The sequence below is a fragment of the Iodobacter ciconiae genome (genome assembly GCF_003952345.1).
Lineage (GTDB): Bacteria > Pseudomonadota > Gammaproteobacteria > Burkholderiales > Chitinibacteraceae > Iodobacter > Iodobacter ciconiae.
The window spans coordinates 2,842,427-2,865,377 of sequence record NZ_CP034433.1; the positions used below are offsets into that span (position 1 = coordinate 2,842,427).

The 22,951-nt window shown below is 50.6% G+C and carries 23 protein-coding genes; 17 read left to right on the forward strand and 6 right to left on the reverse strand.

Annotated features, from left to right (window positions below; translation table 11 throughout):
* Positions 1-27 precede the first annotated feature (27 nt).
* The 4 genes from EJO50_RS12480 to EJO50_RS12495 all read right to left on the reverse strand — a co-directional run bounded on the left by EJO50_RS12480 (position 28) and on the right by EJO50_RS12495 (position 6,479).
* Positions 28-1,734, reverse strand: a complete 1,707-nt coding sequence (locus EJO50_RS12480) for a GspE/PulE family protein (protein WP_125974638.1) — start codon at positions 1,732-1,734, stop codon at positions 28-30.
* A complete protein-coding gene (locus tag EJO50_RS12485) occupies positions 1,731-3,110 on the reverse strand; it encodes a tetratricopeptide repeat protein (RefSeq protein WP_125974640.1) in 1,380 nt (459 codons plus the stop codon). The genes EJO50_RS12480 and EJO50_RS12485 overlap by 4 nt, the downstream gene beginning before the upstream one ends.
* A complete protein-coding gene (gene mshL, locus EJO50_RS12490) occupies positions 3,107-4,945 on the reverse strand; it encodes a pilus (MSHA type) biogenesis protein MshL (protein WP_125974642.1) in 1,839 nt (612 codons plus the stop codon). Before mshL ends, EJO50_RS12485 begins: the two co-directional genes overlap by 4 nt.
* A 223-nt stretch (positions 4,946-5,168) precedes the next feature.
* A complete protein-coding gene (locus EJO50_RS12495) occupies positions 5,169-6,479 on the reverse strand; it encodes an ExeA family protein (RefSeq protein ID WP_125974644.1) in 1,311 nt (436 codons plus the stop codon).
* Between the two features lie 439 nt (positions 6,480-6,918).
* On the opposite strand from EJO50_RS12495, the gene EJO50_RS12500 reads away from it, so the two are divergent.
* The 14 genes from EJO50_RS12500 to EJO50_RS12560 all read left to right on the forward strand — a co-directional run bounded on the left by EJO50_RS12500 (position 6,919) and on the right by EJO50_RS12560 (position 16,386).
* Positions 6,919-7,728, forward strand: a complete 810-nt coding sequence (locus EJO50_RS12500; protein ID WP_125974646.1) for an ABC transporter ATP-binding protein — start codon at positions 6,919-6,921, stop codon at positions 7,726-7,728.
* Positions 7,721-8,515, forward strand: coding sequence for a lipid asymmetry maintenance ABC transporter permease subunit MlaE (mlaE, locus tag EJO50_RS12505; protein ID WP_125974648.1), 795 nt, complete (start codon positions 7,721-7,723; stop codon positions 8,513-8,515). Before EJO50_RS12500 ends, mlaE begins: the two co-directional genes overlap by 8 nt.
* A gap of 66 nt (positions 8,516-8,581) precedes the next feature.
* Positions 8,582-9,049 carry an outer membrane lipid asymmetry maintenance protein MlaD gene (gene mlaD / locus EJO50_RS12510; RefSeq protein ID WP_125974650.1) on the forward strand — a complete coding sequence of 156 codons (468 nt, stop codon included), beginning with the start codon at positions 8,582-8,584 and terminating at the stop codon, positions 9,047-9,049.
* 29 nt (positions 9,050-9,078) lie between these two features.
* Positions 9,079-9,681, forward strand: coding sequence for an MlaC/ttg2D family ABC transporter substrate-binding protein (locus EJO50_RS12515; protein WP_125974652.1), 603 nt, complete (start codon positions 9,079-9,081; stop codon positions 9,679-9,681).
* The gene (locus EJO50_RS12520; protein WP_125974654.1) at positions 9,678-9,953 is read left to right on the forward strand and encodes an STAS domain-containing protein; all 276 of its coding nucleotides are present in this window, start codon (positions 9,678-9,680) and stop codon (positions 9,951-9,953) included. Before EJO50_RS12515 ends, EJO50_RS12520 begins: the two co-directional genes overlap by 4 nt.
* A gap of 99 nt (positions 9,954-10,052) precedes the next feature.
* Positions 10,053-10,859: an MlaA family lipoprotein gene (locus EJO50_RS12525; protein WP_125974656.1), complete on the forward strand. Its 807-nt coding sequence runs from the start codon at positions 10,053-10,055 to the stop codon at positions 10,857-10,859.
* Positions 10,856-11,752: an ABC transporter ATP-binding protein gene (locus tag EJO50_RS12530; protein WP_125974658.1), complete on the forward strand. Its 897-nt coding sequence runs from the start codon at positions 10,856-10,858 to the stop codon at positions 11,750-11,752. Before EJO50_RS12525 ends, EJO50_RS12530 begins: the two co-directional genes overlap by 4 nt.
* 54 nt (positions 11,753-11,806) lie before the next feature.
* The gene (locus tag EJO50_RS12535) at positions 11,807-12,562 is read left to right on the forward strand and encodes an ABC transporter permease (protein WP_125974660.1); all 756 of its coding nucleotides are present in this window, start codon (positions 11,807-11,809) and stop codon (positions 12,560-12,562) included.
* Positions 12,563-12,567: 5 nt separating this feature from the next.
* A complete protein-coding gene (locus EJO50_RS12540) occupies positions 12,568-12,810 on the forward strand; it encodes a BolA family protein (protein ID WP_125974662.1) in 243 nt (80 codons plus the stop codon).
* Positions 12,811-12,987 carry a hypothetical protein gene (locus EJO50_RS17185; protein ID WP_164521501.1) on the forward strand — a complete coding sequence of 59 codons (177 nt, stop codon included), beginning with the start codon at positions 12,811-12,813 and terminating at the stop codon, positions 12,985-12,987.
* A gap of 16 nt (positions 12,988-13,003) precedes the next feature.
* A complete protein-coding gene (murA, locus tag EJO50_RS12545; protein ID WP_125974664.1) occupies positions 13,004-14,254 on the forward strand; it encodes a UDP-N-acetylglucosamine 1-carboxyvinyltransferase in 1,251 nt (416 codons plus the stop codon).
* 402 nt (positions 14,255-14,656) lie between these two features.
* Positions 14,657-15,061 carry a DUF4870 domain-containing protein gene (locus EJO50_RS12550; RefSeq protein WP_125974666.1) on the forward strand — a complete coding sequence of 135 codons (405 nt, stop codon included), beginning with the start codon at positions 14,657-14,659 and terminating at the stop codon, positions 15,059-15,061.
* A gap of 163 nt (positions 15,062-15,224) precedes the next feature.
* A complete protein-coding gene (gene hisG, locus EJO50_RS12555) occupies positions 15,225-15,872 on the forward strand; it encodes an ATP phosphoribosyltransferase (protein WP_125974668.1) in 648 nt (215 codons plus the stop codon).
* A gap of 7 nt (positions 15,873-15,879) precedes the next feature.
* On the forward strand, positions 15,880-16,386 hold the full coding sequence (locus EJO50_RS12560; RefSeq protein WP_164521502.1) for a potassium channel family protein: 507 nt from the start codon (positions 15,880-15,882) through the stop codon (positions 16,384-16,386).
* A 290-nt stretch (positions 16,387-16,676) separates the two neighbouring features.
* Here EJO50_RS12560 and EJO50_RS12565 read toward each other — a convergent pair whose 3' ends face one another.
* The gene (locus EJO50_RS12565; protein WP_125974672.1) at positions 16,677-17,270 is read right to left on the reverse strand and encodes a response regulator transcription factor; all 594 of its coding nucleotides are present in this window, start codon (positions 17,268-17,270) and stop codon (positions 16,677-16,679) included.
* Positions 17,267-19,165 (reverse strand): sensor histidine kinase, encoded by a 1,899-nt coding sequence (locus tag EJO50_RS12570; RefSeq protein WP_125974674.1) that lies wholly within the window; start codon positions 19,163-19,165, stop codon positions 17,267-17,269. Before EJO50_RS12570 ends, EJO50_RS12565 begins: the two co-directional genes overlap by 4 nt.
* A 126-nt stretch (positions 19,166-19,291) precedes the next feature.
* On the opposite strand from EJO50_RS12570, the gene EJO50_RS12575 reads away from it, so the two are divergent.
* From EJO50_RS12575 to EJO50_RS12585, 3 genes are all read left to right on the forward strand, one after another.
* A complete protein-coding gene (locus EJO50_RS12575; RefSeq protein WP_206434388.1) occupies positions 19,292-20,287 on the forward strand; it encodes a TRAP transporter substrate-binding protein in 996 nt (331 codons plus the stop codon).
* 480 nt (positions 20,288-20,767) lie between these two features.
* Positions 20,768-21,373: a TRAP transporter small permease gene (locus EJO50_RS12580; RefSeq protein WP_125974676.1), complete on the forward strand. Its 606-nt coding sequence runs from the start codon at positions 20,768-20,770 to the stop codon at positions 21,371-21,373.
* The gene (locus EJO50_RS12585; protein WP_125974678.1) at positions 21,370-22,743 is read left to right on the forward strand and encodes a TRAP transporter large permease; all 1,374 of its coding nucleotides are present in this window, start codon (positions 21,370-21,372) and stop codon (positions 22,741-22,743) included. Before EJO50_RS12580 ends, EJO50_RS12585 begins: the two co-directional genes overlap by 4 nt.
* The last annotated feature ends 208 nt before the right edge of the window (positions 22,744-22,951 follow it).

Here is a 22,951-nt window from a genome sequence, read left to right on the forward strand (position 1 = left end):
AGAATATCCACCAAGACCCTGGTGTACCTAAGCCACCCTGTCGGTTAAATCAATTACACGGGAAATCTCTGCAAGCGAAGTCACACCATCTAACACATGGCGGCAAGCATCATCGGCCATCGTTCTGAAACCCTGGGCCTCAGCCGCTTTTTTCATTTCCAGGCGAGTTGCATGCCGGGCGATGAGTTCATCCAGCTCGGCGCTCATTTTCAGAACTTCCATCACCGTTAAACGTCCCTTATAACCCTGGTGCTCACACTTGGGGCAACCGCTGGCGCGATACAGCGTGATCGGCTCGCCCTCAGGATCAATGCCCAGCAAGCGCCGCTCAAAAGCATCAGGCTCGTAGGGCTCACGACAGAGCAGGCAGAGCTTACGAGCAAGACGCTGGGCGATAATACCGATGATATTGCCCGCCAGAGCATCGGGCAGCACGCCAATATCCAGCAGGCGCGGAATCGAGCCGATAGCCGAGTTGGTATGCAAAGTTGAGTAGACCTGGTGCCCGGTCATGGCTGCGCGAAATGCCATATCAGCGGTATCGCGATCACGGATTTCACCCAGTAAAATAATGTCCGGATCTTGCCGCATCATCGAGCGAATACCATTTACAAAATCCATTTTTGCAGCTTCATTCACCGAGGTTTGCCTCAGCATGGGAACCGGATATTCCACAGGATCTTCCAGTGTCATAATATTCACGGCTTCGGTGTTGACACTGCTTAAAATCGAATAAAGGGTGGTGGTTTTTCCCGATCCGGTTGGGCCGGTCACCAAGATAATCCCCTCCGGCCTGGCAATCATCAGCTGCAATAAATAAAGATTTTCTTTACTCAGGCCCAACTTATCCATCTTCACCAGGCCTTTTTGCCGATCTAAAATCCGCAGTACGATATTTTCACCCCAGGTGGTGGGCTGCGCCGCTACCCGAAAATCCAAAGGCTGGCCTGCAATAGTCAGTGAGATCCGGCCATCCTGTGGCGAACGGGTTTCAGCGATATTCATATTGCTCATCACCTTTAACCGCACCACCATCGCCGGCCAATAGGTTTTATGCAGGGCGCGAATTTGCCTCAGCACACCATCGATGCGGTAGCGAATCCGCACAAAAGATGATTCAGGCTCAAAATGAAGATCCGACGCGCCGCGCGTACAGGCATCGGCCAGCAGAGCATCAATAAGCCGCACCACCGGCTGGTTATACTCGGCCTCCGCATGCTGCAAGCTGGCCCAGTCAATTACACCGGTTTCAATTTCATTCAAAATGCCGTCAATCGACAACTCAAAACCATAATACTGGTCGATGGCATGGACTAAATCGGATTCTGCGGCAAGCAGCGTTTCCAGCTCATACTTGTCTTTAAGCAGCATGCGAACCTGATCAAGTGCAACCAGATTATTAGGATTAGACATCGCCAGTGTCAGCTTATTACGTTCAAGATCAAGTGACACCGGCAGCAACATGTGCCGCTTGGCCACTTCTTTGGGCACCAGCTTAATCGCCTGGGCATCAGCCAGAATATTGGATAAATCAACACTGACCTGCCCCAGGTTTTCTGACAGGGCATCACGCAAAATACCTTCGGACACAAAGCCCAGCGACACCATCAGCTTGCCCAGCGGAATACCACTTCGTCGTTGCTCAAACAGGGTAATTCGCAGCTGATCTTCCGATAGCAAGCCTTTGGAAACCAGCAGCTCGCCCAGTGGTAGCTTCCTGCCGGGCGCGTTCATGGCGACTCCAGAGCCAGCAGCCTGGCTTCAGCAATCGTACGATCAAAAGAGCCTTTGCCTGCCAGGGCCTGCCGGTAATATCTTGCTGCAGTTTTACTCTCCTTCAGGTGCTCCAGGCTCACAGCCAGATTAAATGCATAATCGGCATTGCCCGCATCGAGGGATAGCGCTTGAAAATAAGCACCTTGCGCCTCGCTCCAGCGATTTTGCCCTGCATAAAGATTAGCTAAGGCAAATGCAGCATCCGCCTGCTGGCCCGAGAGCTGACGCAATCCTGCCTCCGAATTTTCATTACCGGGAGTAAGAGAATACAAAGCCGCCTGCGCCGCTTCATCCCTCGGATAGAGTAATAATATTTGCCGGTAGAAATGCGCCGCCTCAGAGCCTGCCCCCCGCTGCATAGCCAAAGCCGCCATACCCAGCAAGGCATCACGATTGCGCGCATCCAGCTGCAACATACGCTTGTACCCCTCTTCGGCCGCACGGTAATCACCCTGCTGAAAAGAGCGATATGCCATTGCCAGCGGCAGAGGCACAGCAGCTTCCGTACTTTGAGCATTAAAGCGAATCCCGGCCCCATCTGGCGCTCCCGATCGCTCCTGCACACTGGCAGCATCGTCTTTAAAACGATCAGGTACCGGATTGGAGAAAGGCTTGGGGGGCGGCGCAGGCAACGCGGTGGCGGAGCTAGCCGGCAACACAGCAGCAGGCACAGGAAGCGGATCAGCAATTACAGGCATAACAACTGCAGGAGCGGCTTTAGCTATGGCGGCAGCTGGAGTAACAGGTATGCTCAAAGCCTGATATTGCCACCAGAAATAGCCCCCCATACCCCCGATAATCAAAACACCACAAAGCACCAGCCAGGGAAGTAATTTGGAGCGATGATGCACCCTAGGCACCGGAGAAACGGGTATTTGCGGTGCGGGCGGAGAAACAGTAGGCGCAGCCGGAGCAAGAAGCGCCTCGGGAGGAGGGGGAGACGGAGCAAGCCAGGCGAGATCTTCTTCCGGCTCGGTTTCCTCTGCTGCTTGCAGCACTGGCACTGGCACTGGCTGCACAGGGTCTGCCTTCTCTTCCTCAGGCACAACAGCGGGCACAACCAATTCATCTGAGGGCAGGGGCACAAACTCCCATGACAGCTCGGCAGCAGGCGGCAGAGGTTCTGGCTCTTCCAAAGACAATAAACCCGTTTCCTCTATGGCAGAGACAGTGGTGTCCTCTTTTTTTTCTGCCGCATCGCTAAGCTGCAGGGAGCTGCCAGGCTCTGCTGCCAAAACCTCTGCTAACTCGGTGCCGGGCGGCCCTGCTGCTGCAGCCTCGCGCAACCGCTTGGCCTCCTCGGCTTTTTTTAAGGCTTGCAGCAATAAGCTCATGGCTTAGTCCCCAAAGGCACGCTGCCGGACTGAAATGCCGATAAATCATGATCTGCTTCATTCTTAAAAAACTGATCATTAGGTAAAAACTGCTGATAATTTCCTAAATCGCTTCCGGCATCCTTAATTAGTACTGGCCGCAGAAATACCACTAATTCAATTTTGCTTAATTTATCATTTCGGTAACTAAATAAATCCCCAAGATAAGGCATGCGGGACAAACCCGGCACACCTTGTCTGTCATTATTCAAGGAGTCCTGAATTAATCCCCCCAAAATAGCCACTTGCCCACTAGCTACTTTTAATGTGGAATCAAATTCTCTGACTTGCAATATGGGAACCAGACTTTTAATCTGCGTATTTGTTGTCGCAGCTAAAATCGCCACGGCAGGGTCTTCAACAAATGAATTAATATTGGTAATCGTTGGCCTCACATTAAGTGCAACCTGACCATCCTCCGATATTTGTGGCGTAACCTGCATAACCAGACCAATTGGCACTGTGTGTAATTCGCTATCATAAGTTGCCTGTGTTGTTACCTTTCCATCCGTAATAACCGGAGGCGTCACTTTAACCGTAAAATAAACCTGCTCTTCCACCACTTTCATCACGGCAGTCTGATTATTTAATGCCATAATCTTTGGGCTAGATAAAACACGGGTGCGCCCGAATTGCTCCAGCATTTTAATCGTAAAATTAAATGTGCCACTCAAAATACCTCCAACCTTGGTATATGAAAGTACACTTAATGGCGCTGTGCCCAAATTATTGGCTAAAGATTTCTGGCTAAAATTTAATTGATTATCTGTTTCACCAATCCGGCTCCAATCCACCCCGGCCTGATACTGATCCGAAAGCAAGACCTCAACAATTGTTGCTTCAATAAGCACCTGCCGCAAAGCACCACCTTGCACGGCATTTAAATACTCGGCTACTTTTATATGTTCTTTCTGGCTGGCTCTTACTGTGATCACACCTGTTTCAGAGTTAAGAATTACCAGCCTGCTGCTGTTAATATCTACTGCAGGGCTGGCCTTATTGACCGGCAGGGATTCACCTGTTTTTATTTTTTCTGTTTCTACATTTATTTTATTAGCCTGTGCAACATCTTTTGCTACTTTTGCTGCCTCTACCGCAGTTTTTATTACTTCTTTTTTACCTGCAGATGCATTACTTTTAAGTGCCTGAACACTTTGATCCTGGACAATCGTCCCAAGCTGTACACCGCCGCTTTTAATGTCTGCCGAAATACCCAATAGTTCTTTTAAATTTAAATCTATCTGTTTCCATAAATGATGATCAGCCGCCATATCAATCAGGGTATTAGAGCTATTGCCAGAGCCACCACCTGTGCCGCTACTGACCGAATTAGCCAGCGTAACGTTGGACTTCACATTTCTGGATAAATTAAAATAATTCATTTTATAGGTTTTAAAATAAGGTATATCAGGCGTAACTGTTAATACGCCATTTTCAAGCTCCCAACGTAAATCAACTTGTTTACTCATCCGCTCTAATATTTGCAGCAAGGTCTGATTAATTGCGTTTAAGGTTACATTACCACTCACCCCTGCATGCACATCCACATTAATTTTTGCATCCCGGCCCAATGCAAAAAGAATTTCATTCACCGGCACCTGATGCACCACCACGCTATATGTAGCCGTTTTAGCAGCAGGCTGGGGTTTAGGTAATAAAGGTGCCGCAGCAACGGGCCTTGGAATGCTGGCAGAAACCGCTTTAGCCTCCAAATGACGGCCAGTTTCTACTTCCAGGCCAGGGTGGCCAGCACAGGCACTGAGCAATAAAACTAAAATTAAAATTTGCCACCGCATTATCGTGCACTCACACAAAGGATCTGCTGCTTCATAGCCCGGCTCATCAAAAAATCAAGCTAACCATAATGACTGATATAAAACACCTCCATGCCCTTATTCAATCGGTGTACATTGCCAGTAAAATCAGACTTATAATCTGATCCCGGTATGCCATAATTTATAGAAGGGAATGATTTATTAATCCTAATTAATTGCTTGTGCTGCAGTTATTTATCCACACTTACAAATTCCACAATTCATCCCGCATTCCACCAACCGAGCGCAAAATAGGCTTATTTTTTCGTAAAGATTCCGGCAATGCCGCCATGGCCGCTTTTGCACTGTTTTTATCAGAGAAAAAACCATAAACCAGCCCCCAGCCTTTATTACCTCGTAATTCTGCGGGATATATCAGTAACTGATCACGGGGCAAATCCTTGCTGGCCTGAGCCAAAAACCTCTCCAGCTCCCCTCCCTTATCCCGCTGGGTAACCAGAAGCATCACCGCCATATGGCTCACTTCTGCACGGTTTATTTTTTGCCTGGATTCGATTAATTTCTGGCGAAAAGAAGCTGAAAGAGGGATATCTGCTACTTCATTTGTACTAACCAGCTGCAACGGAGGAGCAATGGCAAGCTCTTGCGGCTGCGGCCTAAGTAGTGCCTGCTGCAAATTACCCCAAACGCCTCCGGCCACAGCCCCAAGCAGCAGTAATATCCACAACAAGGCGGGGCGTTTTTTAATTGGCTGAAATGCACTGTCTTTTATTGCGGCGTTGACATGGCTGGCACTCACAAAATGCGCACTCTGGCTAAATGCAGCCATCAAGGCCTTATCCGCTAAAATATTAACCCGGCGGGTTAATCCTTCCGAAGCCCGGTAAATCGACTTTAGCGCCCCGGTTTGAAACAGCTCCGGCCCACGGTATCCCGCTGTACGCATCCGAAAATCAATATAAGCCTTGATATCGTTCGATCTAAGCGGAGCAAGCTGAAAAACATGGGTAATCCGCTCCCGCAGCTGACGCAAATCCTGCCTGGCCAAACGATCATCCAACTCGGTTTGCCCAAACAAAACAATTTGCAATAATTTATGATGCCCGTGATCCAAATTTGAAAGCAGCCTGACCGCCTCCAGGCTTTCTGTTGGCATGGCATGCGCTTCGTCAATCAAAATAACGACCTGCCGCCCGGCAGCAAAGCGCTCAAGTAAGGCTGACTGTAAATCTCTAACTCTGCCACTGGCGTAAGTCGCATCGCAAACGATGCCCAGATCGTCAGCAATCATCAGCATTAATTCATCCGGCCTCATGGCGGGATTGGCGATATAAACGCTATCCACACTGGCTGGCAAACGCTCAATTAATACCCGACATAGCATGGTTTTGCCGCTGCCCACCTCGCCCGACACTTTAACCAGGCCCTCTCCTGCCAGCACAGCGTAAATCAGAGCATCTAGAGTGGCGCCCCGTTTCGCACCGACAAAAAAAAATTCAGGGTGGGGTGTAATCCGAAAAGGGGGTTCGTTTAAGCCAAAGTGCTCTAGATACATTGGTAATCCTGTCTAAGGATGAAGGCTTGCTTTCATACTAGTACGAGGATTCAGTAAAAAATAAACAAATATCCGGATAAATAAATTGCTGTTACAACATGGTAAAAAATAATCACAGCCCGGCCTTTGCCCCTAACGACAGTACATTACCTATTAAATAGACAGAAAAAATGGAAGGTAAACTCGAAAAAACAAAGAAATATGTCAATGAAATGTTGTTTTTTAGTTTGTTTCTCTGCCATTACTGGCTTTTTTATCCCGAAACCACAACATAAAAATACAACAAATTTCCCGCCATTTATGAGTTAAAACTATTCTCATAACACACCAGCTTTGCTGCATGGCAATAATTCCATACATTTTCATGCAAAGTTAATCTATCTGGCCAAGCCATACCCACCTACAATGGGCCTCTTTTATGCCAAGAGTATCGTGAACCATGCCTTCCTCGCTGGTCCAGTTTGAGAATGTGAGCTTTGCTTACGGCGAACGCCCGGTGCTTACCGATGTTTCGCTCAGCATCAAGCCCGGCCAGGTCGTCGCCATTATGGGTGGATCGGGCTCGGGGAAAACCACCATCCTCAAGCTTATCGGTGGACAAATTCAGCCCCATCAGGGCAAGCTGACTGTTGCCGGAGAAGATGTCGGCAGCATGAACGAGGCAAGCCTCTATAAAATGCGCAAAAAACTGGGCATGTTATTTCAGTTCGGGGCGCTTTTTACCGATTTATCCGTATTTGACAACGTGGCTTTTCCACTTAGAGAACGCAGCAATCTGCCTGAATCCATGATTCATGATTTGGTACTGATGAAGCTGAACGCTGTAGGCCTGCGTGGGGTCAGCGATCTGATGCCATCCGAATTATCCGGCGGAATGGCAAGGCGGGTTGCTCTGGCACGGGCTATTGCACTTGATCCTGCCGTCATGCTTTACGATGAGCCTTTTACCGGGCTGGATCCGATTTCACTCGCCACCATCGGTAAGTTGATCCGTAACTTGAATGACGCCCTTGGTGCCGCGTCTGTGATTGTGACACACGATGTAGAAGAATCACTATCGATTGTGGACTATGTCTATTTCCTGGCTGATGGCAAAATTGTTGCAGAAGGCACGCCGGAACAAGTCCGAGTGTCCACTCATCCCTTTGTAAAACAATTTATCAACGGGGAAACAGATGGCCCTGTGCCTTTCCATAAACCCGCTGCCCCCTATAGCAGCGATCTTGGACTGGAGCCTCGCCATGCTTGATTACCTGTTTAATGCCATCTCAAGATTTGGGCAGCCTTTCAGTAACGCCATCATCAAGCTAGGTTTTGCCTGTCGCTTTATGCTGGCGATCCTGCGCCACTCTCCTACGTCCTTGCTCAGATTTCAGCTTACTATGCGCGAAATATGGTTTGCAGGGGTGTTGTCCGTCTTGATTATTGCGATATCGGGCTTATTTGTAGGCATGGTTTTAGCTCTGCAAGGCTTTGATACGCTACAGCGCTTTGGCGCAACCGAGTCGCTAGGCGTTTTAGTTGCCCTGTCTTTAGTCAGAGAGCTTGGCCCTGTAGTTGGTGCTTTGCTTTTTGCCAGCCGTGCCGGCTCGGCCATTACCGCCGAGATTGGTTTAATGAAAGCAACAGAGCAACTTGCCGCAATGGAGATGATGGCTGTTAATCCTATCGCCCGTGTTGTTGCACCCCGCTTCTGGGGAGGTGTCATTTCCATGCCGCTGCTTGCAGCCATGTTTAGCGCAATGGGGATTTTTGGCGGCTATCTGATCGGGGTAAAGCTGCTCGGGCTCGATGAAGGTGCATTCTGGTCACAAATGCAAAGTGCAGTGGATTTTCGTCAGGATGTGATCAACGGTGTGATCAAGAGCGTGGTTTTTGGTATTGCCATCTCCCTTATTGCTGTTTTTGAAGGGTATGATGCGCCCCCTACCGCCGAAGGTGTATCAGGCGCGACAACCCGCACCGTTGTGACCAGCTCACTCGTCATTCTGGCGCTGGACTTTGTCCTCACCGCCTTTATGTTCAGAGGAATTTAAGATTTTCCGGATGGCTCGGCATACCGCCGATATGTTCGCTATTAATGAGTGAAAGAGGTATTTAAAATGAAACGAGGCATGATTGATTTTTGGGTAGGCTTATTTGCCGTTGCGGGCATCGCGGCCTTGCTATTTTTATCTTTGCGCGTCAGCAGCCAAACAACTTTACCAGCATCGGACAGCTACGAACTTACTGCCAACTTTGATAATGTGGGCGGGCTTAAAGTGCGTGCCCCGGTGAAAAGCGCAGGGGTACTGGTTGGCCGTGTGAGTAGCATCACTCTTGATACAGAGCGTTACGTTGCACGGGTGAAGCTAAGCATGGATAGCCGCTATCATTTCAGCAAAGATGCTTCTGCTGAAATTCTCACCTCGGGTCTTTTGGGTGAGCAATACATCGGAGTGACATCTGGAGCTGACGACAAAATGCTCCAGGCAGGAAACAACTTCACTATTACTTCTTCAGCCATTGTGCTGGAGCAATTGATTAGCCGGGTGCTGTTTAACAAAGCTGAAACTGCTGCCGAAAAATGATCGTAAGCAATACCAATGGAGTACACAAAATGAAAAAATGGATCCTCGCCCTCTCAATGGGTTTTATCGCTACCTGCAGCCTTGCGGCACTTACTGAATCACCAGAACTGATCGTTAAGAATGTCAGCCGCGACGTGCTGGAAATCATCAAGAAAAACGATAAAGACCCGCTAAAAGCCCGGGATTTGGTGGATACACGCGTTGCACCTCTGGCTGATTACAACCGCATGACCATGCTGGCAGTAGGACGCAACTGGAAAACAGCCACACCGGAGCAGCAACAGGCACTGACCCGTGAATTTCGTACAATGCTGGTTCGTACTTATTTCTCGGCGCTGTCTATCTACAAGAATGCACAGGTTGATGTTAAGGGTACCCGCCCCGGCAATGATGCCAGCGAAATGTCCGTGTTAACCGAAGTCAGTCTGCCTGGCCAGAAGCCTATTCCACTGGATTTTAGCTTCGAAAAAACCGATACCGGCTGGAAAACCTACGATATTGCGGTTGACGGCATCAGCTTTATCAATAACAACCGTAATCAATTCAATGCCATCATTCGTAAAGACGGTATTGAGGGCCTGATCAAACAATTATCCGATCGTAACAATGCTCAGCGTAATACAAACAAATGAAAATCTTTCAACCTAACGGCACACTCACGCTTGAATCCGCAAGCCGCCAGCTCGCCACATTGCCCAGCATAGGGCAGGGCGAGCAACTAAATGTAGACCTAAGCCAAATCACAACGGCAGACTCCAGTGCAGTTGCGCTGCTTTTGCACTGGATGCGCAGTGCTCAAAAGCAAGGTGGCGAGCTGCAATTTTTCGGTGTTCCTGAAGGGCTCACCGGTTTAATTCACCTCTACGAAGTAGATGCGCTTTTGCCTCTGAGTAACAGAATATAAAATTTCCGCCCTGATCCGGCTTGGCGGCACTCTATAAACCAGCACCAAGCTGCAAATCAGCTTAGAATACCGACCTTGCCCACTTATTTACCAACTCACATGCGCCGTCTTCTTCCTTTTTTTGCCCTACTGCTCGGCGCATGTGCGACGCCACAGAATAATTACGACCCAATCGAGCCCGTTAATCGCGGCATTTATGCATTCAATAATGCGATTGATAAAGCCGTAGTAAAACCAGCCGCCCAAGCACACGAAAAATACTCCCCTGGCCCGGTTAAGCAGGGAGCAGGTAATTTCTTTGGCAATATTGATGATTTCTTTGCCTCGTTTGGAGCCCTGTTACAGGGCAAGGGCAGCGAAGCCAGCCATAGTATGGGGCGGGTGCTGGTCAATACCACGCTGGGCATGTTTGGTTTAGTCGACTGGGCCAGTGATATGGGCCTTAAAAAAAGCGACGAAGATATCGGACAAGCCCTGGGCAGCTGGGGAGTGGGCTCCGGTCCTTATTTAATGCTTCCTTTCCGTGGCCCGACCACGCTGCGCGACAGCAGTGATCTGGCTGTGCGCTTTTTTGCCGACCCCTTAGATATCTGGGATGGCACGCAAGACCTGAGCACCCAAGTGATTCGCTACAGTGCATGGGGTATTGAACAACGCCGCCAGTTATTACCGCTTGAGCAGTTGATCAGTACCCAGGCCGATCCTTATGCCTATATCCGCGACGCCTATCTGCAACGCAGATATTTCAAAGTATGGGATAATAATCCGCCTAAACCTTTGCAATTGGGGCCGACAGACGAAGAGCTGGATGCAATGGATGCTGCTGAAGAACTACAAACAAAAACATCTGCCGCAAGTGCTCCTGCAAGCCTGCCCGCCAGTGGCGTGGCTGAGGTTGCACCTTGAGCGCAATTGTTTTTGATTCCGTCGCCAAACAGTTTGGCGATTTCCACGCCCTGAAAGGTGTGAGCTTTACCATCGAGCAGGGTGATTTTTTTGCCCTGCTCGGTCCCAATGGTGCGGGCAAAACCACACTAATTTCCGCTCTGGCTGGCTTATCGCGCCCCACGAGCGGGCGGATTGAAGTGATGGGCTTTGATGTCCAGAAAAACTACCGTGAAGCTCGCCGCGCAGTAGGCATCGTACCGCAGGAGCTGGTATTCGATCCCTTTTTTACCGTACGTGAAACACTGACATTTCAATCAGGCTATTTTGGTCTGCGCAATAATGGCGACTGGATCGACGAGATCCTTGCCAATCTGGGCCTTACCGATAAAGCCGACACCAATATGCGGGCTCTGTCCGGAGGGATGAAACGCCGGGTAATGGTAGCCCAAGCCCTGGTGCACCGCCCCCCTGTCATTGTGCTGGATGAACCCACTGCCGGTGTGGATGTTGAGCTGCGTAAAACACTGTGGGATTTTATCCGCCGCCTCAATAATGACGGCCACACCATTGTGCTGACTACACATTATTTGGAAGAAGCCGAAACCCTGTGTAATCGCATCGCCATGCTAAAAAAAGGTGAGCTGATTTCACTGGAAAACAAAGACACGCTAATGAGCCGTGGTGCGGCACGCGAGCTCTTTATCAAGATCCAGCCTGCCCAACTCCCCGCATCACTCGCGCCACTGCTAATTTGTGAGCGCGACCATGGCTTTGAGCTCAAGCTGGCCGATTGCAAAGATCTGGAAGCCATTCTGACCGAGCTAAGAAACAACTCGGTACAACTGCGTGATATCGAAGTGGGCAAAGCCGATCTGGAAACTATTTTTGTCGATATGATGTCTGCCAGCTAGGCAGTCAGCGCCATCACGACACGGCTCACCCACCATTTGCAATAAGAAGGCACTATGCAAGGTTTTTACACGCTGTTTTACAAAGAAGTACTGCGCTTTTGGAAAGTGGCTTTTCAAACCGTAGCCGCTCCCGTACTCACCGCGCTAATGTACTTACTCATTTTTGCCCACGTACTCGACAGCCATATTCAACCTTATCCGGGCGTGCAATACACGGCGTTTCTGATTCCGGGTTTGGTAATGATGTCGGTGCTACAAAACAGCTTTGCCAATTCTTCATCCAGCCTGATCCAATCCAAAGTCACCGGCAGCCTGATTTTTGCCCTGCTGCCCCCCCTGTCGCATCTGGAGTTTTTCCTCGCCTATATGCTGGCCGCCATGGTACGAGGCCTTGTCGTAGGCACAGGTGTGCTGCTGATGACCATATGGTTTAACTTACCAGCTTTTGCCCATCCCCTGTGGATTCTGGTCTTTGCGCTGACAAGTTCAGCCATGATGGCAGCACTGGGTATACTGGCGGGAATCTGGGCAGAAAAATACGATCAGCTGGCCGCATTTCAAAACTTTCTAATTATGCCGCTCACGTTTTTATCGGGTGTGTTCTACTCCATTCACAGCCTTCCCGCGTTCTGGCAGGGCGTATCGAGCTGGAACCCTATTTTTTATATGATTGACGGTTTTCGCTATGGCTTCTTTGGCGTAAGCGATGTCTCTCCCTGGCATGCTTTTGCCGTTGCAGCACTTTCTTTACTTATTATTGGCAGTGCCGCCTACACATTGATTAAATCCGGTTACAAATTAAGGCAATAAAATCCATGACTCCCGAATCAGTACAAGCCTTACTTACCGAGCGCCTGAGTGCAACAGCAGTTGAAGTGACAGGTGATGGCCATCATTTTTATGCGCGTATCGCATCCCCGCGCTTTGAGGGGCTGGGCCTTTTAGCACGCCACCGTTTAGTCAAAGACTCGGTTAAACCGGAGATTGATTCAGGTAAACTACACGCCCTGTCGCTGGAAAAAACACTGACTCCGGCCGAATGGGCTGAGCGTGCCTGAATGAGCGAAGATCGCTTCAATCTGGACGCCATCGAAAAAAATCGAGCCAGGCTGGAAAAAGCCAGAATTGAGGCGCAAAAACCGCTGGATCGCAGTTCACAAAGCCTGATGGCTTTGACCAACCTGCCATGGCTGATCGCAGGCGCTGCCGCACTGCTTTGGTACTGCCTGAAATAACTCAAGAGCTCTGCAAATGGACAAATTAAGAATTACCGGCGGCAATCCGCTATCTGGTGAAATCTCTATCTCTGGTGCAAAAAACGCCGCTCTGCCCATTTTATGTGCCAGCTTGCTGACTGCTGGTACTTTACGCCTGACCAATGTGCCACAGCTGGCTGACGTAAAAACTACACAAAAATTACTGCAAGGCATGGGCGTGCGCGTGATGACCGATAACGTACACGAGTACGAAATCACCGCCAATGAAGTCACCACCCTAATCGCCCCCTACGAGCTGGTTAAAACCATGCGTGCATCGATTCTGGTGCTCGGCCCCACATTGGCACGCTTTGGTGAAGCTCAGGTTTCCCTGCCTGGGGGCTGCGCCATTGGCGCGCGCCCGGTTGATCAGCATATCAAAGGCCTGCAAGCGATGGGTGCCGAGATTGTGATCGAGCATGGCTATGTAAAAGCCACCGGCAAACTGAAAGGCGCGCGTATTGTTTGCGATATGGTTACCGTAACCGGTACCGAAAATCTGCTGATGGCCGCCACACTGGCCGACGGCATTACCATTATTGAAAATGCGGCCCGCGAGCCCGAAGTGGTTGATCTGGCCGATTGCCTGATCAAAATGGGTGCAAAAATCAGCGGCCACGGTACAGACACCATCACCATCGAAGGCGTGGCCAAGCTGCATGGTGCTGAGCACGCCATCGTGCCTGATCGTATCGAAACCGGCACCTTCCTGATCGCCGCCGCAGTCGCGCAAGGCAAGCTGGTATTACGCAATACCCGTGCGGATATCATGGAAGCCGTTCTCGAAAAACTACGCGAAGCCGGTGCCTACATCGAAGCGGGGGACGACTGGATTGCCATCGATATGAAACAACGCCCTAAGGCCGTGAATATCCGCACCATGCCATACCCTGCTTTTCCAACCGATATGCAAGCGCAATTTATGCTGCTGAACTGCCTGGCAGAAGGTACCGGTGTCATCACGGAAACTATTTTTGAAAACCGCTTTATGCACGCACCCGAGCTGATCCGCATGGGCGCTAAAATCAATACCGAAGGCAATACCGCCATCGTAACCGGCGTTGAAAAACTGGAAGGCGCCACAGTCATGGCCACCGACCTGCGCGCATCGGCATCATTAGTCATTGCAGGCCTGATCGCCAGTGGCGAAACCATTGTGGATCGTATTTATCACCTGGATCGCGGCTACGAGCATATCGAGCGCAAGCTATCGGCTGTTGGCGCACAAATTGAGCGAATTGCCTAAGCCTTGACCTGCTTATGAGTTTATAGAACGCAAATTACCGGCTGTTGGCGCGCAAATTGAGCGGATTTCCTAAATAGCCACACTCTTGGCACTGGGCTTAAATCTCCCCTTGAAACACGCCGGAGTGAGGAACAAGCGGGGCGGGGTTTCGGCAAGGGAGCGAGGAACGAGCCAATCCCGCCCGCCGCCGACTCGATTGTCCGCAGCGCAGGAGCCTTCGTGTTTCGTGGGGTCGCCTTCTTTTGGTTCTTTTCTTGGCGAAGCAAGAAAAGAACGCCCCTGCGGGGGCACCCTCTCCAAAATCAGCGTGCCGAAGGCACTAAAAAGATCTTTTTGACTTTAATTAGTGCGTATAGGGTAGAACCTACCCTACATAACACAGCTCATTTTCTAGGCATAACCATGTTCATCTTCAATCCAAAACCTGCGGCAGAAGAACAAGACGACAAGCCGCGCCCGCCTTCACAAAATGAAAAAGGCGCTGCCGCACTGGCACATCTGGCCGGTGTTTTCTGGCTGCCCATTTTACCAATGGCCGTGCTGGCACTGATGATTCCGCTTATCGTGCTGCAATTTGCCCGTGTGCATTCAGATTATGTAGAACAACACGCCATTAATGCCTGCAATTTTCAGCTGCTGATGGGTTGCCTGTATGCCCTTGCAATGCTGGCTGGCTTTATCGTGCAAAGCCCGCTGCCACTTTGGTGGATCGCCATTGGCTCCGCTATTTTTGCTTTATGGGAAGGCGCAAAAGCCATCAACGGCTGGCCATCCAGATACCCTGTCAGCCTCAAAGTATTCAGGTAGTTAACAGGCAGCTCCCATAAATGGCTATCCGGGCACCAGAATACCAGCTGGCGTGATGCACTTGCAAAAACGTGTAGTATTAGCAGCCTGCTCCTTCTGATCTTCAGATTTTATCGGATCACAGCTGTGCAGCTGCACTATTTCAATCTACCGGACCGTATTTATGATCACCATCGCGCTATCCAAAGGCCGCATCTTCGAAGAAACACTACCCCTGCTGGCTGCCGCAGGCATTGTGCCTTCTGAAGCACCAGAATCCAGCCGCAAGCTGATTATTGGCACTAATCTGGAAAACGTCAGACTGATTATTGTGCGCGCCACCGATGTGCCCACCTATGTGCAATATGGCGCGGCCGATCTGGGTATTGCCGGTAAAGATGTACTGCTGGAACACGGCGGAGCGGGTCTTTATCTGCCACTCGATTTAGACATCGCCAAATGCCGCCTGATGGTGGCCGTACAAAATGGCTTTGATTACGAAGGCGCAGTAAAGCAAGGTGCCCGTCTGCGCATCGCCACCAAATACACCGAATGCGCACGCGAACACTTTGCCAGCAAAGGCGTACACGTCGATTTAATCAAGCTCTACGGCTCTATGGAGCTAGCCCCGCTGGTTGGCCTTGCCGATGCCATTGTCGATCTGGTTTCAACCGGCAGCACACTCAAAGCCAATAATCTGGTAGCCGTAGAAGACATCCGTGAAATCAGCTCGCGCTTAGTAGTCAACCAAGCTGCGCTGAAACTTAAACACAGCCAGCTCCAGCCGATTATTGATGCGTTTGCAGCTACCGTGGCAGCACGGCAGGTCTGACCAGCCGATGACTAAAAAACCCCACTGGCGGCGCATTACCCTTTATGCGCTGCTGCTGATGTTTCTCTGGCCGTGGCTGTTAAAACTTGATCTGCTGAATAAAAGCGGCATTGCATTGCAGATTTTTATTGCAGCCATTTACCTTAATTACCTGTCATTTGTATTTAGCATTGCCCAGGGCCAGCGCCTCAGCAAAGGCATATCCCCCGCAGGTGCGGTATGCCTGTTTTTATTTAGCAATATGCTATTAATTTTTATGTTTGCTGTGGGCTGGCAAAGATTCGCCCTCTTCGGCCCCGGCGGCAGCTGCCTGCCCGAGCCGGGTTTTCTGGACTCACTGTATTTTTCAACTACCACCTTTGCCACCGTGGGCTTCGGGGATTTTATTCCTTGTAATCGCTCCGGCAAAATACTGCTTATGGCCGAATCGCTGATAGGCTCAACCCATTTTGGTATTTTCATCACCCTGATTTTCAGCCGCGTGATTTACCCTCCTCAGGCAGAGTCACAATAAATAGATTGAGTTTATTTAATATATTTAACCCACTGTTTAATGATATTAATAATCTAATTCTCCGATTAAATCTCTTATTAAATAATTTCTGTGTTGATGAATTGATTAAAAGCCGGACTTAATTTTTTAATGTGCAGTGCGAATAAAACCCGATCCTGTAACTTAAGCAAAACACAAAAGCATTATGTTTTTCGTAAGAGCAGCTTTAGCCACGAAAGCACTGCTTTTAAAACATTCGCAGCTTATGCTGTGCCCCTATGATACCGATCCCTAGGTTGATAGGATTGCCCCTAAGCCCCCTTCAACAACTGCGATAAATCCAGCGCAGAGCGCACGCCCATTTTGGCAAAGACATTGGCGCGGTGGACTTCTACCGTGCGAATGGCGATTTGCATTTCATCGGCGATTTGCTTATTAAGCTTGCCCTGTAAAATCCAATCCATCACCTCGCGCTCGCGCGGTGTAATCGAGGCGAGGCGTTTTTCTAATAATTGCTGATTGCCACGCACAGACTGGCGGCCAATCGCAACCTCTAGTGCGTCATCAATCCGCTCAAGCAAACGTTTTTCACTACAAGGTTTTTCTAAGAAATCAAAAGCCCCCTGCCGGATCGCCTGTACCGCCATTGGGATATCACCATGGCCGGACAAAAACAATACGATCAGCTCGCTTCCTGACTCATAAAGCCGCTTAAATACCTCTGGCCCGCTCAGGCCGGGCATGCGCACATCAAGCAGCACCACACCCTCGCTGCTGGCATCAATAGCAGCTAAAAAAGCCTCCCCGCCTTCAAATGCATGCACGGTATAGCCATGTGAAAGCAATAAAAGGCCGAGCGAATCACGCACGGCAATATCATCATCAAGCAAATAAACTGTTTTCATCGAGGAAGACTCATATAAAAATAGGTGCCGCCCTGAGGGTGAGCTTCAAACCATAATTTGCCGTGATGCTGCTCTAAAATAGAACGGCAAATATTCAGCCCGATCCCCATTCCCAGCGATTTTGTGGTGAAAAATGCGTCAAACAAGCGGCTGGCCACTTCAGGCGCAATACCCGAGCCCCGATCACAGACCGATAAATAAACCATCGCATCGTCACAATAGGTAGCCAGCCATACATCACGGCGGCTTTGTGGCTGCTCGCCACTGGCATCCAGCGCATTTCGCAGCAGATTCAGCACCACTTGCCCAAGTAAAACTTCATCTGCCTCGATCAGGGGCAGTGTGCCAGCCAGATTAAAATGCAGGCGCACACCCTGGCTGCGTGCGCTGGCATCAATCAGCTCAAAAGCATTGCTGGCAATATGATTGATATCACAGGGCCCGCAATGCGGGGTGCGCTTTTGTACAAACTCGCGGATACGCTTTACCACGGCAGCGGCACGATGCGCCTGCCCTGCAATCTTGCTAAGCGTCGAATCAAGCATTTCATGGTTATTCTGATTAGCAAACTGGCGGGCCGCGCTGGCGTAATTGCTCATTGCCATCAGCGGCTGATTCAGCTCGTGCGCCAGTGTGGACGCCATTTCACCCATAGTGATCAGCTTGCCGGTGTGGCGGAGCATTTCTTCCTGCTCGCGCTCTCTGGCTTCGGCGGCTTTTAAGGCGGTGATATCCACCACCGAGCTCATCCAGCCGCGCTGCTTGCCGGTCGCATCGATCAGCGGCGTGGTGTAAACACGGGTGGCGACCAGATTGCCCCCCCTATGCCGCACCATCGATTCAAATCCATCGTGCGGTGCACGGCCGCTAAGCACGATCTCGTTTTGCGCCTGGTGCCCGGCGATGTCTTCAGGATTCCAGTAGGGGTAAGGCGGCAGCGAGCCGATCAGCTCTTCGGCAGCATAACCCACCATGCCACAAAAAGCAGGGTTTACATAAACAATACGGCCATCCATATCACGGGCGCGCATCCCTACCGAAAGTGAATCTTCCATCGCGGTGCGAAAAGCATGCTCTTCCCTCAGTGCATTTTCTGCCAGCAACCGCGCCTGCATCTGACGACGCAAACGCCACCAGCTAAACAGCACAATCAGTGCCAGTCCGATCACGCTGGCAGTCAGCAGCTTTTGCACAAGACCGGTTGGATGGCGGTAAGCCGTGATGCGCAACAGTAAGCCACTGCTGACTAAATCAAAAGGAAGCTGATAGCTGAGATTAGTATCATCTGCCTCGATTTTTGATTTACTAGCTACTTCCCGGCCATCTGCATCAATCATGGCCAGCCGGTATTTGTAAGCAAACCACCAGGGAACCTGCTGCTGCAATAATTTTGGCAAGGCAATTGATGCCACCAGCTCCAAATCATGCTCGGCCAGAATCAGCGCAATCATCCCCTTGGGGTAAAGCGGCACGGTGTAACTAGGCCGCCCTATCCCCTGAGCCAGAGCAATAGCCTCCCGAGTTACATCTGCCGATAAACGCTGCCCATAGCTGAAACTCTGATTTTTGGTACGCAGCTGAATGCCAGTAATTGCAGCATTTGCACCAATGATCAACCGTGCACGACCACGAAATTCGGCCTCGCTTAAGCTGCCATCGCGAGATTGCTCCAGCAGTGCCGCCAGACGCTCTTCGGATTGGCCCAGTACAAAGCGCAGATTCTGCTCTACCCACAGCACATCGTTAATCAGCACCAGCCGCGCTTCTTTGTGCTCGCCGTGGCGCAAATAGGCGAATAAACCCAGAACAGTTGCCACAAACAACACCAGGGCCAACCTTGGAAGAAACCATGGGTGAGCACTAAGGCGGCGTGAAAGAGTAGTAAGCAATTGCATGAAGCAATGTTAGCACAGGGTAACCTTATGCTGACTGTGGTTTACCACAGTCGTGACAACCACAATTGAATGCACATGCTTACTGGTCAACAATCATCCATACACTCAACAGCTTTGGAGATTGTAATGCGCACTTTACTAGCAGCCATTCTGGCACTTACTGTCACTTCTTCCTTCGCGGCCGAAGCGCCGATCGTGATCAAGTTCAGCCACGTTGTTGCCGTCGATACCCCCAAGGGCAAAGCTGCTGAGTACTTTAAAAAAATCACCGAAGAGCGCACCAAGGGCCGGGTTAAGGTAGAAGTTTATCCAAACAGCCAGCTTTACAAAGACAAAGAAGAAATGGAAGCGCTGCAATTGGGCGCAGTACAAATGCTGGCCCCTAGTCTTGCCAAATTTGGCCCTCTGGGAGTGAAAGAATTCGAGATCTTCGATCTGCCCTATATTTTCGATAGCTATGCCGAAGTAGAAAAAGTAATGAAAGGCCCGATTGGTGCCAAGCTATTTACCAAGCTGGAAAGCAAAGGCATTAAGGCGCTGGGCTTCTGGGAAAACGGCTTTAAAAACTTCTCCAGCAACAAACCCATCCGCACCCCGGACGATCTGCGCGGCATGAAAGTACGGATTCAATCTTCGAAAGTACTGGACGAAGAAATGCGTGCCGTGGGTGCCCTGCCACAGGTTATGGCCTTTTCCGAGGTTTACCAGGCCCTGCAAACCGGCGTAGTAGACGGCACCGAGCTGGAACCATCCAATCTCTACACCAGCAAAGCCTTTGAAGTGCAAAAACACCTGGCACTGACCAACCACGGCTTCCTTGGCTATGCAGTGATCGTCAACAAAACCTTCTGGGAAGGCCTGCCTGCCGATATTCGTGCCACGCTGACCACCGCCATGAATGAATCATCGGTCTACGCCAACCAGATCGCCAAGCAAGAAACCGATAAAGCATTAACAGCCATCAAGGCCAGTGGCAAAACCACCATCTACACCCCAACTGCCGCCGAGCGCGCTGCTTTTCGCAAAGCCCTCATCCCCGTCCACCAAAAAATGGCCTCCCGCTTCGGACAAGATTTGCTGAGCGAGATTTACAAAGAAACCGCTTTTAAACCGGTTGAGTAAAGATTTAAGGGGGTATGCAGCGTGGGTATTAAACCTTGCCCGCCCTACAACTTCTGCTTCGGGCGGGCACTAATCAATTTGATTTTTCATTAGTAAACAACGAGATAACGCAATGACCACGCTCACGGCATAGGGCTTAAATCACCCCTTGAAGCACGCCGAAGCGAGGAATAATCGGATCGGGGTTTCGGAAAAGGGGTAGCGAGGCAGCGAGCGAGCAGCCTTTTTCGCCGAGCCGATTATCCGCAGTGAGGGGCTTTCGTGCTGGTCGGGGCGGCCTTCTTTGCTTACTTTCTTGGCCGTTCAAGAAAGTGAGTCCCACGCGGGGGATTCCCGCACCTAAATCAAGGTGCCGAAGGCACTAAACAGATCCTTTGAATTTACTTAACGTGCAGTGCAATAAAAGCCGCGGGTAAACACCCGGCCAACGAGGGGCCACAAGCCCCTTTTATAAAACCCACCGTCCCTTCGGAGACTTTCATGAAAATACTTGATCACCTGGAAGAGTGGCTCATTGCCTCGCTGATGGCGGTGGCGACGCTGGTGATTTTTATCGCCGTCATTCATCGCTACGCCTCCGGGGCCCATCTGCCCATCATCCAAAACTGGCTGCTCAGCATCAACCTTTCCTGGGCTCAGGAGCTGTGCATTATTTTATTTGTATGGATGGCTAAATTTGGCGCGGCCTATGGGGTGCGCGTTGGCATCCACGTGGGTGTGGATGTGATGATTAACCGGTTGGAGCCAAAATATCGCGCCGCCTTTGTCATGCTGGGCCTCTTAGCAGGGGCGCTGTTCACCGGCATTGTGGCCGTACTTGGCGCGCAGTTTGTCTGGGGAAACGGTGCACACTATGCATTTACTCATGCCTTGGGGATGACAGTGGGCAATCTCTACGAAGGCCCGACTACGCCGGATCTGGAATGGCCAACCTGGATGGTATACAGCGCCATTCCCCTGGGCACCAGCCTGATGTGTTTCCGGTTTTTACAAGTAGCCGCAGCTTTTTTGCGCACTGGTGATTTACCTCATTACGACGTGGCCCACGTTGAAGGGTTAGAAGAAGCAGAAGGAAAACCAGCATGAGCACCATTTCTGCACCAGAAGCACACTGGTCAATCAAAATACCCGCACTGCTATTCGGATCTTTAGCGATTATCGCCCTCGTTGGCGGCAAAAAAGCCGTGGTGTTCTGCCTGCTGCTGGCGCTGATGGCCACCGGCATGCCGATCTCTATTGCGCTGGGTCTTACCGTACTCACCTTCTTATTCACCATGACCAATGTGCCTATCGAATCGGTGGCACTGAAATTGTTCACGGGAATCGAAAAATTTGAAATTATGGCCATTCCATTCTTTATTCTGGCTGGCAATTTCTTAACCCACGGTGGTGTCGCCCGCCGCATGATCGATTTTGCCACCAGCATGGTGGGCCACTTTCATGGCGGTCTGGGTTTGGCGGGCGTATTAGCCTGTGCATTATTTGCTGCGGTTTCCGGCTCCAGCCCGGCCACCGTAGTGGCGATTGGTTCCATCCTCTTGCCTGCCATGATTAAGCAGGGATTTCCACGGCAATTTGGCGCAGGGGTGATTACCACGGCTGGTGCTTTAGGGATTTTGATTCCGCCATCCATTGCCATGGTGATGTTCTCTGTTGCCACCAATACTTCGGTTGGCGCACTATTTATGGCGGGAGTTGTACCCGGCCTGATGCTGGCGTTCCTGCTGGGGCTAACCACCTGGTGGCGTGCACGTAAGTTTGGCTATCCGCGCATGCCTAAAGCCACAACCGGTGAGCGCTGGTCTGCATTTCGCCGCTCGGTCTGGGGCCTGATGCTGATCGTGCTGGTGCTGGGCGGGATTTACACCGGTATTTTCACCCCCACCGAAGCCGCCGCCATTGCCGCCGTTTACGCCTTTATCATCGCCGTATTTGTCTACCGCGATTTGCCACTGAGCCGCGTGCCTAAAGTGCTGCTTGATTCCGCCAGCATGAGCGCCATGCTGCTCTACATCATTACCAATGCCGTACTGTTCTCATTTGTAATGACCAACGAAGGCATCCCGCAGGCCATGGCCGATTGGCTACTGGGCATGGGCCTTGGCCCGATTACCTTTTTGCTAGCGGTGAATATTCTGCTGCTCTTGGCCGGTAATGTGATGGAGCCATCGTCCATCATCCTGATCATGGCCCCTATCCTGTTCCCTGTTGCTATCAAGCTGGGGATTGATCCAATTCACTTCGGGATTTTAATCACAGTGAATATGGAAGTCGGCATGTGCCATCCGCCGGTAGGGCTAAATCTTTACGTGGCCTCGGGCATCACCAAAATGGGCATCACCGAGCTCACCATTGCCGTCTGGCCGTGGCTGCTCACCATGCTGGTCTTTTTGCTGCTGGTAACTTATGTGCCTGCTATTTCACTCTGGCTGCCAAGAGCGATGGGGATGATGTAAGCCCTTACTGATGTTCAAACTACACAGGCCCCAGCCTCATTGATAGCGGCTGGGGCCTGTGTTAGTTTTGATCCCCCTTGCCAAAAACGCTCAAATCAGCAAAACCGCCGCCATTGACTGGGTACAAAATACCGACAGCCCGAATGACGGGCTGATTGAAACCGGTAAAAATCGGGTGGATGTGCTATTTAAGCAGGGGCTAAATAAC